Source organism: Pseudoalteromonas prydzensis, from assembly GCF_011050055.1.
Classification (GTDB): domain Bacteria; phylum Pseudomonadota; class Gammaproteobacteria; order Enterobacterales; family Alteromonadaceae; genus Pseudoalteromonas; species Pseudoalteromonas prydzensis_A.
This window is the reverse complement of sequence record NZ_DRGM01000072.1, coordinates 1-15,999: the sequence shown is the minus strand read 5'-3', so window position 1 is coordinate 15,999 and position 15,999 is coordinate 1. Positions and strand designations below refer to the sequence as shown.

At 38.2% G+C, this 15,999-nt stretch carries 16 protein-coding genes; 15 read left to right on the top strand and 1 reads right to left on the bottom strand.

The window, feature by feature from the left end:
* The first annotated feature begins 94 nt into the window (after positions 1–94).
* From dnaJ to ENH88_RS06465, 11 genes are all read left to right on the top strand, one after another.
* Positions 95–1,234 carry a molecular chaperone DnaJ gene (gene dnaJ, locus ENH88_RS06515; protein ID WP_024598566.1) on the top strand — a complete coding sequence of 380 codons (1,140 nt, stop codon included), beginning with the start codon at positions 95–97 and terminating at the stop codon, positions 1,232–1,234.
* A gap of 96 nt (positions 1,235–1,330) precedes the next feature.
* On the top strand, positions 1,331–1,792 hold the full coding sequence (gene ybaK, locus ENH88_RS06510) for a Cys-tRNA(Pro) deacylase (RefSeq protein ID WP_304180827.1): 462 nt from the start codon (positions 1,331–1,333) through the stop codon (positions 1,790–1,792).
* 148 nt (positions 1,793–1,940) lie between these two features.
* On the top strand, positions 1,941–2,345 hold the full coding sequence (locus ENH88_RS06505) for a DUF1761 domain-containing protein (RefSeq protein ID WP_304180825.1): 405 nt from the start codon (positions 1,941–1,943) through the stop codon (positions 2,343–2,345).
* 91 nt (positions 2,346–2,436) lie between these two features.
* Positions 2,437–2,805, top strand: coding sequence for a response regulator (locus tag ENH88_RS06500; RefSeq protein WP_024598563.1), 369 nt, complete (start codon positions 2,437–2,439; stop codon positions 2,803–2,805).
* A gap of 143 nt (positions 2,806–2,948) precedes the next feature.
* Positions 2,949–3,200 carry a hypothetical protein gene (locus ENH88_RS06495; RefSeq protein WP_024598562.1) on the top strand — a complete coding sequence of 84 codons (252 nt, stop codon included), beginning with the start codon at positions 2,949–2,951 and terminating at the stop codon, positions 3,198–3,200.
* A 161-nt stretch (positions 3,201–3,361) separates the two neighbouring features.
* A complete protein-coding gene (locus tag ENH88_RS06490; protein WP_024598561.1) occupies positions 3,362–3,625 on the top strand; it encodes a CBU_0592 family membrane protein in 264 nt (87 codons plus the stop codon).
* Between the two features lie 171 nt (positions 3,626–3,796).
* Positions 3,797–5,527: a sensor histidine kinase gene (locus ENH88_RS06485; protein WP_304180821.1), complete on the top strand. Its 1,731-nt coding sequence runs from the start codon at positions 3,797–3,799 to the stop codon at positions 5,525–5,527.
* On the top strand, positions 5,520–6,884 hold the full coding sequence (locus ENH88_RS06480) for a sigma-54-dependent transcriptional regulator (protein WP_121955124.1): 1,365 nt from the start codon (positions 5,520–5,522) through the stop codon (positions 6,882–6,884). The genes ENH88_RS06485 and ENH88_RS06480 overlap by 8 nt, the downstream gene beginning before the upstream one ends.
* 177 nt (positions 6,885–7,061) lie before the next feature.
* Positions 7,062–8,018, top strand: coding sequence for a porin (locus ENH88_RS06475; RefSeq protein WP_076925619.1), 957 nt, complete (start codon positions 7,062–7,064; stop codon positions 8,016–8,018).
* 9 nt (positions 8,019–8,027) lie between these two features.
* Positions 8,028–9,503: an SLC13 family permease gene (locus ENH88_RS06470; protein WP_304180818.1), complete on the top strand. Its 1,476-nt coding sequence runs from the start codon at positions 8,028–8,030 to the stop codon at positions 9,501–9,503.
* A gap of 204 nt (positions 9,504–9,707) precedes the next feature.
* Positions 9,708–11,102 carry a coniferyl aldehyde dehydrogenase gene (locus ENH88_RS06465; RefSeq protein ID WP_414704811.1) on the top strand — a complete coding sequence of 465 codons (1,395 nt, stop codon included), beginning with the start codon at positions 9,708–9,710 and terminating at the stop codon, positions 11,100–11,102.
* Positions 11,103–11,232: 130 nt separating this feature from the next.
* Here ENH88_RS06465 and ENH88_RS06460 read toward each other — a convergent pair whose 3' ends face one another.
* Entirely contained in the window at positions 11,233–11,958 is a 726-nt protein-coding gene (locus tag ENH88_RS06460) for a tetratricopeptide repeat protein (protein WP_304180815.1), read from the bottom strand.
* Between the two features lie 945 nt (positions 11,959–12,903).
* Here ENH88_RS06460 and ENH88_RS06455 point away from each other — a divergent pair.
* The 4 genes from ENH88_RS06455 to ENH88_RS06440 all read left to right on the top strand — a co-directional run.
* A complete protein-coding gene (locus ENH88_RS06455; RefSeq protein ID WP_304180813.1) occupies positions 12,904–13,767 on the top strand; it encodes a DUF6279 family lipoprotein in 864 nt (287 codons plus the stop codon).
* Positions 13,768–13,851: 84 nt separating this feature from the next.
* Positions 13,852–14,880 (top strand): XdhC family protein, encoded by a 1,029-nt coding sequence (locus ENH88_RS06450; RefSeq protein ID WP_304180811.1) that lies wholly within the window; start codon positions 13,852–13,854, stop codon positions 14,878–14,880.
* Positions 14,874–15,491 (top strand): nucleotidyltransferase family protein, encoded by a 618-nt coding sequence (locus tag ENH88_RS06445; protein WP_024598553.1) that lies wholly within the window; start codon positions 14,874–14,876, stop codon positions 15,489–15,491. The genes ENH88_RS06450 and ENH88_RS06445 overlap by 7 nt, the downstream gene beginning before the upstream one ends.
* A gap of 100 nt (positions 15,492–15,591) precedes the next feature.
* The coding region (locus ENH88_RS06440; protein WP_304180807.1) for a (2Fe-2S)-binding protein at positions 15,592–15,999 on the top strand (408 nt) is incomplete at its 3' end.

Genomic DNA, 15,999 nt, shown 5'->3' with positions numbered 1-15,999 from the left:
TATTTAAGGTTTAAAAATTCAATGATAAATCGATGCGATTTATCGGTTTATCCAGCAGCTCACGCTGCAAACAGAAAAGAGTAGTGTGATAGATATGTCAAAACGCGATTATTACGAAGTCCTCGGCGTAAGCAAAGATGCGAGTGAGCGAGACATAAAAAAAGCGTATAAACGCTTAGCGATGAAATATCATCCAGACCGTACCGCAGGTGATAAAGAGCTTGAAACTAAGTTTAAAGAAGTTAAAGAAGCTTACGAAATTTTAACTGACGGTCAAAAACGTCAAATGTATGACCAACATGGTCACGCAGCGTTTGAACAAGGCGGCGGTGGCGGTCACGGTGGTTTTGGTGGCGGACATGGCGACTTTGGTGATGTATTTGGCGACGTATTTGGCGATATTTTTGGTGGCGGCGGTGGTCGACGTCAATCTCGTCAACAACGTGGATCTGATTTACGTTACAACATGGACTTAAGCTTAGAAGAAGCTGTTCGTGGTAAAGAAGTTGAAATTAAAGTACCTACATGGGTTGGCTGTGAGCCGTGTGATGGCAGTGGTGCTAAAGCGGGTTCTAAACCTAAAACATGTACTACTTGTCATGGTGCTGGCCAAGTACAAATGCGCCAGGGTTTCTTTGCTGTACAGCAAACGTGTCCTACATGTCAGGGACAAGGTCAGATTATTTCAGATCCTTGTAACAGTTGTCATGGACAAGGCCGCGTAGAAAAAACTAAAACGCTTTCAGTTAAAATTCCAGCTGGCGTTGATACAGGCGACCGTATCCGCTTAACGGGTGAAGGCGAAGCCGGAATGCATGGCGCGCCATCGGGCGACTTGTACGTGCAAGTATCGGTTCGCGAGCATGAAATATTTGTACGTGAAGCGAACAATTTATACTGTGAAGTACCAATTAGCTTTACTACAGCAGGCCTTGGTGGCGAAATTCAGGTGCCAACACTTGATGGTCGAGCAAAGCTTAAAATACCTTCTGAAACTCAAACGGGCAAAATGTTCCGTATGCGTGGCAAAGGTGTTAAGTCTGTTCGCAGTGGTGCACAAGGCGATCTAATTTGTAAGGTGGTAATCGAAACGCCAGTTAATCTTAACGAGCGTCAACGAGAACTACTTCAAGAGTTAGATGAAAGCATGGGTACAGATAGCTCGAAAAACCGTCCTAAAGAGCAAGGCTTTTTTGATGGTGTTAAAAAGTTTTTTGATGATTTAACTAAATAAATTTAAATTATTATGAACAAAAAACGACGCTTTTAGCGTCGTTTTTTTTGCTTTAAACTTAATTTTTGTTACTGTGAACAAAAAAGATGAAGCAGCATGACTCCAGCAATAGATCTACTTAAAAAGCAAAAAATCCCCTTTGAAGTACTCAGTTATGAGCACGATAAGAATAATAGCCATTACGGGCTTGAAGCTGTTGAAAAGTTAAATTTAGACAGTGCACAAGTATTTAAAACCCTAGTACTTGAAACACATGAACGGCAACTGATTGTTGCCGTAACGCCTGTATCCCAACAAGTTTACTTAAAGCAGTTAGCCAAATTATGTGGTGCTAAAAAAGTAGTTATGGCTGCCCCACAAAAAGTACAAGTTAGTACCGGTTATATTTTAGGAGGGGTGAGTCCGCTTGGACAAAAAAAGCGTCTAGCTACGTTTATTCATAGCAGTGCTTTACTCTTTGATACTATTTTTGTAAGCGCCGGAAAACGAGGCTTAGAAATAGCACTCTCACCAACTGATTTAGCCTTATTAACCAATGCAAAATTTGGCGATTTATAAACTATATTTTAATAATTACCTTCTATACAAACAATTAATTCAAGTTAAGCAATTTGCTCAATACCTTATTTATAACTACATTGGGAGTATCTTTATACCGTTAATATTTTATCAAACGGTATCACATATTTTGTATACGGCTGTTTGTATGAACCTTTTAGATGTTAATTATTTTGCGATACTAATGGCTGCGCTGTCTTCTTTTATGCTTGGCGGCATATGGTACTCAAAAGCTTTCTTTAAAAATGCTTGGCTAGAAAGTAGTGGCTTAACTGAACTGGACTTACAATCGGCTAACCCTAAGTTGATATTTGGTGGCAGCTTCTTTTTAGTTTTTATAGCGGCTTTAATGCTGTCTCTTTTTTTAGGTAAGGAGGCAAGCGTAGGTGAAAGTATAGGGGCAGGCTTTGTGATCGGCTTTTTTTGGATCAGTAGTTCATTAGGATTAAGTTATATATTTGAGCAACGTCCTTTAAAGCTTTTCTTAATTAACGGGGGTTATCATGTTTTACAGTTTTCGTTAATGGGGCTCATTTTAGGAATATGGCCATAAGTTCAAATAATTAGTAAAACCAAATTTGCTCCTTATCTTCGAGTAGAGTAGTTTTATATAATCCCCTTTACATGACTTGGTAAACGTACTAATGAAAATATTAGTTGTTGATGATATGCCGCTTATGCGACATGTATTAATTAATATGCTGAGAAAACTAGAGTATAGCAATATCGTTGAAGCAACTGATGGATTGCAAGCTTTGGCTTTATTACGCCACCAGCATTTCGATTTGGTTATTACAGATCTTCATATGCCAAAAATGGATGGTGTTGATTTACTCACTAATATTCGACAGGATAAAGCACTCACTGATATTCCCGTTTTAATGGTTACTTGTGAAGACAGTACGGATAAAGTTAAGCAAGTTATCGCAGCTAAAGTATCGGGGTTTATAATCAAACCTTTTAATATGAATGTATTATCATCTCAATTAAACCGCTTCTTTTTTAGGGATTAGGTTATATTTCTCATAATCAATAATTTATTATGAGCTAGCTTGAACGAACATACTGCACAAAAATTCTAAAACCCAGTTGTCACCTTTACCTATCGAAACTGATATCATAGTTAATAACTCTTCATATAATACAGCAGAACCTAATGGCAAAACCTAATAAAAAAGGCCCAACTAAAACGGTCGATATTTTTTGCTCAGCCTGTAAAGCTTCCTTATTTAAATATCGAAAAGGAGGGAAGGGAGCATTAGTTAAGTGTTTTAAAGAGCGTATTAGTCAAGACTTTACAAGTGAGCCATGTATTTGCCCTAACTGTAGCCGTCCATTTGCCCGAGAGGCTATTATTCGTGGTGCACCAGCCTATAAAATCATCGGCGGCAAAGTAACGTTTAAATGAAGTTTTGAAGTAAAGCCTTCTCCATACGGACATATGGCCTTGTTAGAATTTACCATATTGATAGAATCGCCCGGTTTGCTGTTTCAATGAATGAAAAAATACCCTCCCCATGGATCGGGCCAGTTTATTGGGTTATTTAAAAATGGATAAAGGATAGTTTCGTGATAGCACTCTTATTTGACATCATAGGTATGACAGGTACTTTTTTAGTAGTTGGTTCATTTTTTTTACTGCAGCTAGGTAAAACATCTCCAGCTAGCTTAACGTATAATATGATGAATTTAACAGGGGCGATTTTACTATTAATTAGTCTTTGTTATAATTTTAATTTAGCGAGCTTTGTAATCGAAATATTTTGGATTGCGGCGTCGTTAATTGGCTTATATAAATATGTTAAAAATAGATCAGCATTAGCTACAAATTAATTGTTTTTTAATTTAATGCTAAACAGATCGCTGTAAACATAGTTGTTTACGGCGATTTTTGTTTTTAAGCACTTTAAAACTGTTGTTGACAAAAAGTTTATATCTCTGCTAGAGATTAGCCGTTACACTAGCGCCCTAAAATTTTCTTGGCTATTTTTTTGCGAGCTATCCATGTTTTCCTTTTCTAAAAAAATTATTACTATTTTTGTGTTACTCGTACTTATATTAGTTGTTACGTTTTGGCTTGGTAGAGCTCATGATGTTGAGCAAGCAACTTACCAGGCTGAACGCCAAGTTACGCAATTAAATAACTATATTGATACTGAACTTGCTCGTTTTTCTGCTATTCCACAGTTACTTACCTATAACTCGTTAATGATAGACTTTGTTGATGCGCAGCCACAACACTATAACGCTATTAATAACTACCTTGCTGATATTCAACAAGCCAGCGGTGCATCAGATATTTTTGTACTAAATACTCAAGGCGAAGTTATTGCCAGTAGTAATTGGCAAGCAGATTACACTTTTTTAGGTAGTAACTTTGCATTTAGACCTTATTTCAAACGTGCGTTTGCAGGCGAAAAAGTAGCGTATTTTGCACTAGGTATGCGCTCTAAAGAGCGTGGTATCTACTTTTCACAGGCTGTATATCGCGATAATAAAGCCATTGGTGTTGTTGTGCTAAAAGTCAATGTAAGCAAATTTGAGGACGACAGAGAGCTTTTAAATACGTCAAAGGGCAGCCACTTTTTCTTACAGCTTGCAGATGACGTAATTGCAATGTCAGATATGCAAACATGGCGATTAAACAGCTTCACTGATCTTGATATAACTATGCGCAGAGATATTAAATCTCGTCGGGCTTATTTAGATCATCAACCTTTGTATATAAAGCAGTTTCAATTTTCTAATGAAGGTATTAAACATTTTAAAATAGATAAAAAACTTTACGTAATGTCGCAAAGACCTTTACGGTATTTTAATGCCACAATGAACGTACTCGTTGACATAACAAAAGTTAATTCAGCCCAACTGCCTCGCTTGTTTTGGGTATTTATTATCTGTAGCTTGATAATTATTATTAGTTATATTTTATTAACTCGGTTTGCGGGCTATAAAAAGCTGGTGTACTCCAGACATAGCCTTGAACTTGAAGTACTTGAGCGTACTCAAGCTTTGGAAAAAGTACAAACAGCCTTAGTGCAATCTGCAAAGCTTGCGACAATAGGACAGTTAAGTGCAGGAATTAACCACGAAATAAACCAGCCGCTCAGTGCTATTAATACTTATTTAGCTTCGGCAAAGCGCTTATTAGCGAAAGGAAATACTTCAGCATTAGCTGAAAGCTTAGTGGTTATTGAGGGATTAGTTGATCGAGTGCATCAAATTGTAGGTCAACTAAAGCATTTCAGTAAACCTTCAAAAATGCAGCTCAGACCTTACCCGCTTGCAGGGCTTGTTAATAACGCCTTAATGATTTCTAGCGCGCAACTAAAGCAAGATAACGTACAAGTAGAGCCACCTCAATTTGATGAAACAGTTGTTGTATGGGTCGATTCGCTCAAGTTTGAACAAGTACTTGTTAATTTAATTACGAATGCTAGCCAAGCTATGAACGGCGCAATTATTCGTAACTTAAGTTTTCAGTTGGAGTGTTTTGAAGAGCGTGTAAAACTGTCGATTTTAGATACAGGCTCTGGTATTGAGCAACATGCATTTAGTCATTTATTTGAACCTTTTTACAGCACTAAATCAAGTAATGGTCTAGGCCTTGGTTTATCCATATCAAAACAAATAATTGATTCGTTTAATGGATGTTTGAGCGCACACAACCGACTAGAGGGAGGGGCTGAATTTATAATTAGCCTTTCTAACAGGCAGGAAAATACAGATGATTGACAGCCTACCTTGTAATCACATAATAGTCATTGATGATGAAGCAATGATCAGAGACTCTTTAAAGCAACTGCTCACTCTCGAAGGGTACACCGTTGAGTGCTTTAATGACGCAAGTACCGCTCTTAGCAAACTCAATAGGCGCTTTGCAGGAGTTGTGTTGAGCGATATAAATATGCCGAACATGGATGGCTTAACGCTTTTAGAGCAAATAACGGCTTTTGATAGTGAGCTCCCTGTAATATTTTTAACTGGTTACGCTGATGTATCGATTGCAGTTAAAGCGATGCAATTAGGTGCGTATGATTTATTTGAAAAACCGGTTAACGAACATCTTCTTGATTGCATAGCACGAGCGTGCGACAAACGAAGCCTTGTTATGGAGAACCGCGCATTAAAAGTGGCTGTACAGAAAACCTCAGCCCCAGGTGTACGCATACTAGGTGATACACCTAAAATGCAACACATGATGCACTTGTTAAATACAATTATAGATACCCCAACCGATGTGATGATTGAAGGTGAAACGGGCACAGGTAAAGAGCTGGTAGCGCGTTATCTACACGATCAAAGTAATCGATCTAGCTGTAATTTTGTTGCTATTAACTGTGGCGCAGTACCAGAGCAATTAATAGAAAGCGAATTGTTTGGTGCAGCAAGTGGGGCATACACCGGTGCTACGCAAAGTCGAAAGGGTAAGTTTGAATTTGCTCAGGGCGGTACGGTATTTTTAGATGAAATAGAAAGTACCCCAATGTCGCTGCAGGTTAAGTTACTACGCGTATTAGAAGAGCGAAAAGTAACACCTGTAGGCGATAACAAAGCAATTGATTTAGACATCAGAATTGTTGCAGCGACTAAAGTAGACTTACTTTCTTTAGTTGAAAAAGGTGAATTTAGAGCAGATTTATACTACAGACTCAGCTTAGTTAAAGTAAATATACCGCCTCTACGAGAGCGAAAAGCAGATATACTTTTATTGTTTAAGCATTTTAGCTCAATTGCAGCTACTCGCTATCACAAAGCACCAGCGCCCTTAAACAGTGAATTACAACAGCGTTTATTAGCTTACGACTGGCCTGGGAATGTGAGAGAACTTAGAAACCAAGCTGAGCGTGCTGTGCTATTAGGCGTTGAACTGGCGTTTTCGGTCACAAAAACACAAGGTCAGGGTGAGCTTTCGCCCGATTTAAGTTTGTCAGAGAAAGTATCATTTTACGAACAATCACTAATTGAACATGCACTTGAGATAAACCATGGAAGTATTAAAAATACCATGGAAGCATTACAAATTGCCCGAAAAACGCTTTACGATAAAATGAGTAAATATGGGCTCAACCGCGATATGTTCATCGATTAAAATGTGTGGATAAAGTGACATAGCCTGGTTTTTAATGTGCGGTAATCCGCACAATCTTGTATAGATAAAAACCACAGCTAGTGTCAAGATTATGAAATATATACCATTTACATCATTGGCAATGTGTTTGCTTAGTTAGAGTCGACAATAAGTAGATTCTAATAATTAGGACACACAATGATAAGGTTCAAACACACTACTATTTATCTAGCTTCACTGAGTTGCTTAGCTACATTTTCGCATACTGTTTTAGCGGTTGATTATACCGTTTATGGTAAAGCTGAAGTACAAATTGCAAATACTGATACAGGCACTATGCGATACGCAGATGAGGGTACGCAAATAGACGCGCCCTTCTCACGTATTGGTATTAAAGGCGACCACAAACTTAACGAATACCTAAGCGTTGTTTTTAAATACGAAGTACAAGTTAAAGGGTTTGAGGAAGACGACACCGATGAGCCTTTTACTGCACGTAATACTTACTTGGGCTTAAAAGGTGCGTTTGGTGAAGTTGTAGTAGGAAGAAACGATACACGCTTTAAATACTCTGAAGGAAAAGTTGATAACTTTAATGAAACTCAAGCCGACATGGCACAAGTTATTGCAGGGCAAGATCGCCTCGGAGACACCATAACCTACACTTCAAGCTATTGGCATAATACACAGTTTTCGTTTACTTACGCGCCTAAAGACGATAATAAAGATAATGAAGCCGGTTTTGCTGCTACGATTATTTATGGCGATCGTAATTTAAATAACACCCCGTATTATGTGTCACTAAGTCATGTTGATTCACTTAATAATATTACAGCAAGTAGACTTGCAGGCGTTTATAAGTTTAAGCAATTACAGTTAGGCGGCTTATACCAGCATTCTGAATCAGTGGATGGCACTAAATCTGGTAATGGTTATGTATTGAGTGCAAGTTATACGCTTGACAAGTGGGTACCAAAGATTCAATTTGCTAAAGATGACTCTACACTTCGTCAAGTTTCTGAGGCAACGCAATGGAGCACAGGCCTTGACTATGTATTTGATAAGCAGACAACAGCTTACCTTTTATACACCGATCTTAATCTAGAAGAACAAGACGACAACAGTGTTGCGCTTGGTCTTAAATATAAGTTTTAGAGGCTTATCATGACAGACAACATACTGACGCAAGAACCCGATAAGAAAAAACATTTTCAATGGCTTTTTTTAATACTAGGGCCTTTAGTAATGCTATTAACCTGTTTATTCGATCCGCCAACAGGTATGTCGGTTGCGGCATTTAAAACTGCAGGCTTAGCATTTTGGATGGCATCGTGGTGGGTGAGCGAAGTTGTACCAATTCCGGCAACTGCATTGCTACCACTGGTAATATCACCACTAGCTGATATAGCAGCAATAAAAAGTGTGGCGGCACCGTATGCACACCCGCTAATCTTTTTATTTTTAGGTGGTTTTTTAATTTCCATTGCTATGGAGCGCTGGGGTTTACATAAACGTATTGCGCTTAGCACTATGCTATACGCAGGTAAAAAACCAAGCTTACAAATTTTAGCTATGATGTTGGTTACCGCATTTTTGTCGATGTGGATGTCTAATACGGCTACAGCCGTAATGATGCTGCCTATTGCACTTTCGATCACCAGTTTAGTTAAACAATCAGACCCTGAAAATGAAGGTTTTGGTAAGGCTTTACTGTTATCAATCGCTTATGGTGCAAGTATTGGTGGTATTGCTACTTTAATTGGCACTCCGCCTAACGCTTTAATGGCTGCTTACTTATCAGATAGTTATCAAATAGAAATTGGCTTTGCGCAATGGATGATTGTAGGTGTACCTCTGTCTTTAAGCATGCTAATTATTAGCTGGGTTTGGCTTACTAAGTTTGCGTATAAAGTAGATGCTAATGTTAAAAACGATCAGAAAATTGATACAAAAGCAGTGTTTACAACTCAGCTAAAAAATCTTGGAATAATGCAACGTGCAGAAAAAGGCGTGTTGTTTGTATTTGTACTTGCTGCACTTTGTTGGATATTTAGACCTTTATTAGGCGATATTACAGGTCTTAATATTTCAGATACTACAATTGCAATTGCTGCGGCATTGCTGTTGTTTGTAATGCCAGCGAATAAAGGCAAAAATGAGCGTATTCTTGATTGGCATCACGCATCAGAGGTACCGTGGGGCGTACTACTTTTGTTTGGAGGCGGATTAACATTAGCGTCCCAAATAAAATCATCAGGCCTTGCTGATTTTATTGCCCAAATGATAGAGGGTGTAAGTACTATTCCACTTGTTATGAGCGTACTTGTTGTTGTGGCATTAATTACGTTTTTAACGGAGATCACGAGTAATACAGCAACTGCAGCTGGCTTTCTTCCTTTATTAGGACCCGTTGCAGAATCTATAACAGGTTCGCCACTTGTATGGGTTATTCCTGCCGCTATTGCATGTAGCTGCGCGTTTATGATGCCAGTAGCGACACCACCAAACGCCATTGTATTTGGCTCAGGGCAAATTCAAATGCGCGACATGATAAGAGCAGGCTTTATACTAAATATTGTTGCTATTGTATTAATTACGTTAGTGACAATGACTATAGCAGCTCAAGTATTTGGCTTTTAAAGCTGTACTAAATCAACCTATACCAGAGTAGCTTTGTTTATATTTACAGTTTTAAACAAAGCTACTCTTTATACTTATTTATATTGCTTAAGAAGCTCTTTTTTAGATAATTAGTGTTATTGCTCGAAAAACAGAACAAGGTTATAGTCTGCGGTAACTTTAAAAATTGAGTAATCTATTTTGAGCACTGAGACATCACAGGCAATGCCTTTAATTCCCCAATTTGATGAATTGCAAAAAAGCTTTCTCGAAACGCCTTACTTGCCAATTGATAAACGTCTCGTTTTATTAAAAAAACTTCGTGTACGTATTGTTGAACTTGAGCAAGAGCTAGTGGATGCTGTTTCAAAAGACTTTGGTTATAGAACTGCTTTCGATACTTTACTTGGCGATATATTACCTACGGTGCAAACGCTCGCACACATTATTAAAAAGCTCCCAAAATGGGCAAAGCCAAGTAATCGCTCTGTTGGTTTAAGCTTGTGGCCTTCAAAAGTAAGTGTTAATTACCAGCCCAAAGGTGTGGTTGGCATTATTGCACCGTGGAATTATCCGATTCAGTTAGCGTTAGTACCTGTGTTTACTGCTATAGCTGCCGGTAATAGAGTCATGCTCAAATTAAGCGAGTTTACACCTCACACAAACGTCGTTATCGAAAAAATATTTAAAGACGATATGCAAGCGCATTGTAAAATAATACAAGGCGGCAGCGATGTAGCCGCGCAATTTTCATCGCTCCCATTTGCTCATTTATTATTTACGGGCTCAACGGCAGTAGGTAAATTAGTAATGGCTTCGGCGAGTCGTAATTTAACACCGGTAACGCTCGAACTCGGTGGTAAATCGCCAGTTATTATTACGCAAAATGCCGATATTAAAAAAGCGGCGCAAGCCATACTGTTTGGAAAAATGGCTAATGCAGGGCAAATATGCGTTGCTCCCGACTATGTATTTGTACCCAAAGCGCTTGAGCATCAGCTGGTTCAGCAATTGTGTGAGCTGTATAAAAAGCACTTTAAAGACGGTGTTGAAGGTAAAAACTTAACTTCTATTATTAGCGATGCACACTATAAACGTTTAGCAACCTATTTAGAGCAAGCACAAGAGCTTGGCGCAAACATTATTAAGCCACTTGAGCAAAACCAGCAAGATGAGCAAAAACATCGTATGGGGCTGCATTTAGTGACTCAAGTGACTGACGAGATGAGCCTAATGCAAGATGAGTTATTTGGTCCAATATTACCAATAATGAGTTACGAAAAGCTCGACAGCGCAATTGATTATATTAAAGCACATCACCACCCATTAGCGCTTTATATTTTAGGGCAAGATAAGCACGCTCAAGAATACATTATGAAGCAAACAATCAGTGGTACTGTGGCAATAAACGATACGTTAGTGCAAGTAACTGCTGACGATGCCCCTTTTGGTGGTGTAGGGCATTCAGGAATGGGGCACTATCATGGTATTGAAGGTTTTTTAACGTTCAGCCACGCTAAAAACACCTTAGTATCAGGCTCATTTAATCCTCGTATTAATCTGTTACTTAAACAAAGTAAACTTATTATTAAGCTATTAAAATGGCTTTATATAAAATGATAGGGTGTTGATTTTGTAAAGTTGAATAGATTTTATTTTGCTAATCAAGATATATTAAAAAGGCTGAATTACGTTATGTAATTCAGCCTTTTTAGATAGAGTTAAAACCTAATCATCAGACTCTAAAGATTTAAAATAAGCGACCTTCACCAGCATAAGTACCCACTTGTATTTTTGCATAAATGGCATCGGCTTTTTCTTTAGCTTCTTCAATTTCTTTAGGTAGCATTTTACGCTCATCAAGTTTACGGCTGTGACTTGCTTGCATGTTGCCATTGTACTCGGCAATAGTATTCCAAATGTATGACTTTTCTAGATCCTTTGGCATGCCTAGACCTTCAAAATACATTAGCGCTAAATTAAATTGAGCCAAAGAGTAATTATTAGCGGCCGCTTTTTCATACCAATTACGCGCAGCTTTATAATCTCGAGTCACACCTACGCCGTTGGAGTACATTACCCCTAAATTAAACTGAGCCGCAGGCAGGTTTTTATTGGCTGCTTGTTCAAATAAGGTAACAGCCATTTGGTGATCAAGTTTAACACCTTTGCCTTCGTCGTATAAAACCGCTAGAGCAAACATTGAATCCGGGTGGTTCTTTTTTACGCCTTGTTGATAAAGCGCAGCTGCTTTGCGGTAATCGCGCGTTACACCGTATCCACCTTCATATAATTTAGCTAGTTCGTAAATTCCTGGTGCAAAGCCTTTATCGGCAAGGTATTGAAATTCTTTTAGGGCGACTGCAAATTCACCTTCGTTTGCTGCTTTTATGCCATCTTCTAATGTTGCATGAGCAAAGGGGCTGGTAAGTAAAACGCCAGCTAGAACGAGTGATTTCAAATTAAACTGTGACATATTAATGTCTCCAATTAGTAATAGTTACAATAGGTATTAACGCCTGTTTATCTTTCTAGTTTAAATTTGTGCTGCTATTTAGGTTCGCTCTAGGGACGGTTTGCTCTTTGTTGCTCGGTTTTTAATGAGCCTACTAGGTTACAAACTTCGTGCGGCTATTAATACCAACCTGCATAAATCTTTGATCAATTTAACGAATTAAATTGCACTATAACGTCGTTAAAAATTTTTCATTTAGAACAACTAGATACAAAAACTTTTGCCTAGTTCTAGCGTGATTTTCTTAACGTTAAATAGACCCCATATATAAGCAGATTGGTATAAATAGCGCCTAGATAGAACAAATTTTAATACTAAAAGGTCAACAGGCCATAGTTGAATGCTAAATTATTAAATTTTTGCACTATTTGCGCATTTTAAACGTTTAATACTCAATGCATTTAAGTAGAGATTAAATCGGTTACTATAAATAGATGCAAAAAAGGGTGTCTACTGTTATGTTTTACGCCAGCTTTAGCGTAAACGCAAGGCGATACCTTATCAGATCGTGCGTATAAAATGTAAATAACAGCACGGTGGACTTTTAAGGTAAGTAGACGAGTTTAGAAGTGTAAGATACAGATTTTATAGAAAATTTAAAGAAATAAAAAAAGCCCGTTAGGGCTTTTTTGAATCATATTAACCGTCACTAATATGAGCAATGTAGCAAGTAAATGTGATATTTGATGTTACTACTTGGGTCGAGTAAGTAATAACACGAAGCGGCACGCTCTTCTTTTAATGTGTCAGCATCCTTGCTGAATATTCTTCCGTAGGCACTGAGGTCGTTACACTGTGTTTGTGCGAACGATTATCAGTTAGATCTAAATACAAGTCAACACTTAAATGATAATTATTATCAAATGAGTTTTGAGCTTTGCCACAATCTAAATAATAGAGAAGGTTATGCTTAAAAATTTCAAAGCAAAAAAACTAAAACAGATATGCCTTGCTGTAAGTATGTTGTTTTTATGTAGTTGTTCGGCATCTTTTACTTACAATAATTTGAGTTGGCTTTCGTCATTTTGGGTAGATGATTATATTGATTTAAATAAAACACAAAATAAGCAGCTTAAAAAGATCATTAACACGACCCAAGCGTGGCATAGAAGTACGCAGCTACCAGCCTACAAACAAGACATTCAAAATATTAAGGCACTTTTTAACAACACACTAAGCATTGAGAAGTTAAAAGAGCAGGTGGTTTTTGCTAAAAAGCATTGGCAAAACCTACTTGAATACGCGCACATGCCTTTAGCCGAACTGGGTGCAACTTTATCAAGTGAGCAAAGAGAAGAACTTTTAAACAATATTCAAATAAAAATTAACGACGAACGCGAAGAGTTTAACGAACAAACCCCGCTTGAGCGAAAAAGTGAGCGCCTGGAAAAGCAATTTGAATACTACGAGCAGTGGATAGGCAAGCTTAATAAACAACAAAAAGCGCTGATTAAATCAACTAATGAGCAACATCAAGACTCAGGAACGCTGTGGCTAAAGTACAAGCAAAACCGTTTGAATGCAGCCAAGCAGGTATTTACAAATGCTGAAATTACAGAAAAAGATTTTATAAATCAGTTAAGTACGGTTATTAAAGAGCGCGAACTCTATATGAGCGACGCACTATTGAAAGCCAATGAAGCAAACTTAAATTTATATATAAATTTACTCTACGAATTAAACTCAACTCTAAATGATAAACAACGCCAAAGCGTTAATGAGCAATTTGATGAGTTAATTGAGACCTTAAACGATATAATAGAGGAGTAAATTGTGCGTGAATTATTAAGTTTTAGATTAGCTGTTTAGGCTGGTTTGTTTTTAAACGCAAAAAATGCTTTTAAAGGGCAATATATGGTTACAGATTTAAAAAGTATCTTAAACACTTGGTATAAAAATAGGGACAACCAAGAATGGGTTTTAGCTACTTTGTACAAAATTGAAGGCTCTAGCTACAGAAAACTAGGGGCTATGATGCTTATATCTAGCCTAGGCGAGCGCTTGGGGATGCTTTCAGGTGGCTGTTTAGAAGCTGACATACAGCGCCATGCTAAACAAGTAATGAGTACTTTAACAAGTAAAACCATCAGTTATGATGCCACCGATGAAGACGATTTAACATTTCAACTTGGTATTGGTTGTGGGGGCATAGTACACATTTTACTGCAGCCCATTCACAAAGCTAATGACTATTTACAGTTAGAGCTTGTATCTAAAGCACTTAATGAGAATAAACCAGGGCGATACCTTCAACAGGTAAGCCCCATTTTGCCAGCCGGTAGTGGTGTATTTACGCAAAATGATGAGTTACATGGTTTATCAATGAACCGCAAAGCGCAGTTAATAGAATTAAAAGGCGCTACGTGCTTACAAACTTCTATTTATCCGCCGCCTCATTTATTAATAGTGGGTGGTGGGGCCGATGCGGTTCCGGTTTATACATTTGCCAAACAACTTGGTTGGAGTGTAACTGTATGGGACACGCGTGCAGCCAATGCAAAAAGGCAATATTTTAAAAATGCAGATGCTATTTTGCGCATCACACCGAGTGAGTTAAGAGAATATTGCATAACTAATAAAGTCGATGCGGCTATTTTAATGGCTCACAGCGTTGAGCTAGACGCGAGTACGTTAGCTCAATTTAAAGATGTTTCTTTTAAATATATAGGGTTATTGGGTCCTAAGCACAGGCGTGAACAAGTTTTAGAGCACGCGAATACGCGTGTTTCACAAATAAAGTCTCCTGTTTTTGGGCCTGTCGGTTTAAATTTAGGCGGCGACTCGCCAGAGAGTATTGCACTATCGCTGATCAGCGAAATACATGCAGTGCTGTGTGACAAAAACGCCCAATCGCTAAGCCATTGGGGGCAAGAGGAGTGCTAATTGCAAAAGTTGTTTTAGCCGCAGGGCAATCATCTCGCTTTAACGGCTGTAAATTAACGGCTGATATCGGGTTTGGCAAAACAATGATTGAACATGCAGTAAATACACTTCAAGCACTTGATGACACGCCCGTGTATGTAGTTACCGGGGCATGGCATAAAGAAGTAGCACAAGTACTGACCGGTTATAAAAACATAGAGCTAATTGAGAACAAGCAATGGAGCCAAGGTTTAGGTAATTCAATCGCGATAGCGTCTCAAACTGTGTTTAAAAATAAGTCCTTCGATGGGATTTTATTTATGCTCGCGGATCAGGTTGAGCTAAAAGTAGCGCACTTAAGTGAGCTAGTTACTGGTTTTACACGTAATCCATCGCGCTGGTGCGCAAACTATGGCGAGCGTTTAGGTGTACCCGCTATATTCCCTGCGGTTGATTTATCTCAGCTTGCAAGCTTAACTTCGGATAGAGGTGCACAGCAATTATTGCGCTCTAGTCGTGAAGTTGTTAACACAATTAGTTTAAGTAGTGCGAGTTTAGATATAGATACGCAAGAGCAATTAAGTGAGTTTTTAAGTAAAACAGAATATAAAAATTTTAATGAAAAAATATAACGAGTAGGGTCGTAGTTATATTTTTAATAGCTATAGTCACTTTTGAAGCTGTTCGTATAGTTTAAAAGTGACTATAGAAATCGTAATTAAGGGGCAAGCTATGGTGACGTTTACAATTAATGGCAAGGTGGTCGAATCACACGCAAGTGAAGATACACCATTGTTATGGGTTATTCGTGATGAAATTGGATTAAAAGGAACGAAGTTTGGTTGCGGTATTGCAATGTGTGGTGCGTGTACAGTGCATTTAGATGGGCAAGCAACTCGCTCATGTGTTTTACCAATTGGCGCAATTGCAGGAAAAAACATCACCACAATTGAAGGGCTTAATAACGAACACCCACTGCAAAAAGCATGGGTTGAAGAGCAAGTGCCACAGTGCGGTTACTGTCAGTCGGGGCAAATAATGCAAGCGGCCACATTACTGGCAGCTAACCCAAGTCCTTCAGATGAAGAAATAGTAAGCCATATGAATGGTAACTACTGTCGCTGTATGGCTTATAAACGT

Coding starts and splice junctions, on each gene's coding strand:
- dnaJ (WP_024598566.1), top strand. CDS start 95: ATGTCAAAACGCGATTATTACGAAGTCCTCGGCGTAAGCAAAGATGCG.
- ybaK (WP_304180827.1), top strand. CDS start 1,331: ATGACTCCAGCAATAGATCTACTTAAAAAGCAAAAAATCCCCTTTGAA.
- ENH88_RS06505 (WP_304180825.1), top strand. CDS start 1,941: ATGAACCTTTTAGATGTTAATTATTTTGCGATACTAATGGCTGCGCTG.
- ENH88_RS06500 (WP_024598563.1), top strand. CDS start 2,437: ATGAAAATATTAGTTGTTGATGATATGCCGCTTATGCGACATGTATTA.
- ENH88_RS06495 (WP_024598562.1), top strand. CDS start 2,949: ATGGCAAAACCTAATAAAAAAGGCCCAACTAAAACGGTCGATATTTTT.
- ENH88_RS06485 (WP_304180821.1), top strand. CDS start 3,797: ATGTTTTCCTTTTCTAAAAAAATTATTACTATTTTTGTGTTACTCGTA.
- ENH88_RS06480 (WP_121955124.1), top strand. CDS start 5,520: ATGATTGACAGCCTACCTTGTAATCACATAATAGTCATTGATGATGAA.
- ENH88_RS06475 (WP_076925619.1), top strand. CDS start 7,062: ATGATAAGGTTCAAACACACTACTATTTATCTAGCTTCACTGAGTTGC.
- ENH88_RS06470 (WP_304180818.1), top strand. CDS start 8,028: ATGACAGACAACATACTGACGCAAGAACCCGATAAGAAAAAACATTTT.
- ENH88_RS06465 (WP_414704811.1), top strand. CDS start 9,708: ATGCCTTTAATTCCCCAATTTGATGAATTGCAAAAAAGCTTTCTCGAA.
- ENH88_RS06460 (WP_304180815.1), bottom strand. CDS start 11,958: ATGTCACAGTTTAATTTGAAATCACTCGTTCTAGCTGGCGTTTTACTT.
- ENH88_RS06455 (WP_304180813.1), top strand. CDS start 12,904: ATGCTTAAAAATTTCAAAGCAAAAAAACTAAAACAGATATGCCTTGCT.
- ENH88_RS06450 (WP_304180811.1), top strand. CDS start 13,852: ATGGTTACAGATTTAAAAAGTATCTTAAACACTTGGTATAAAAATAGG.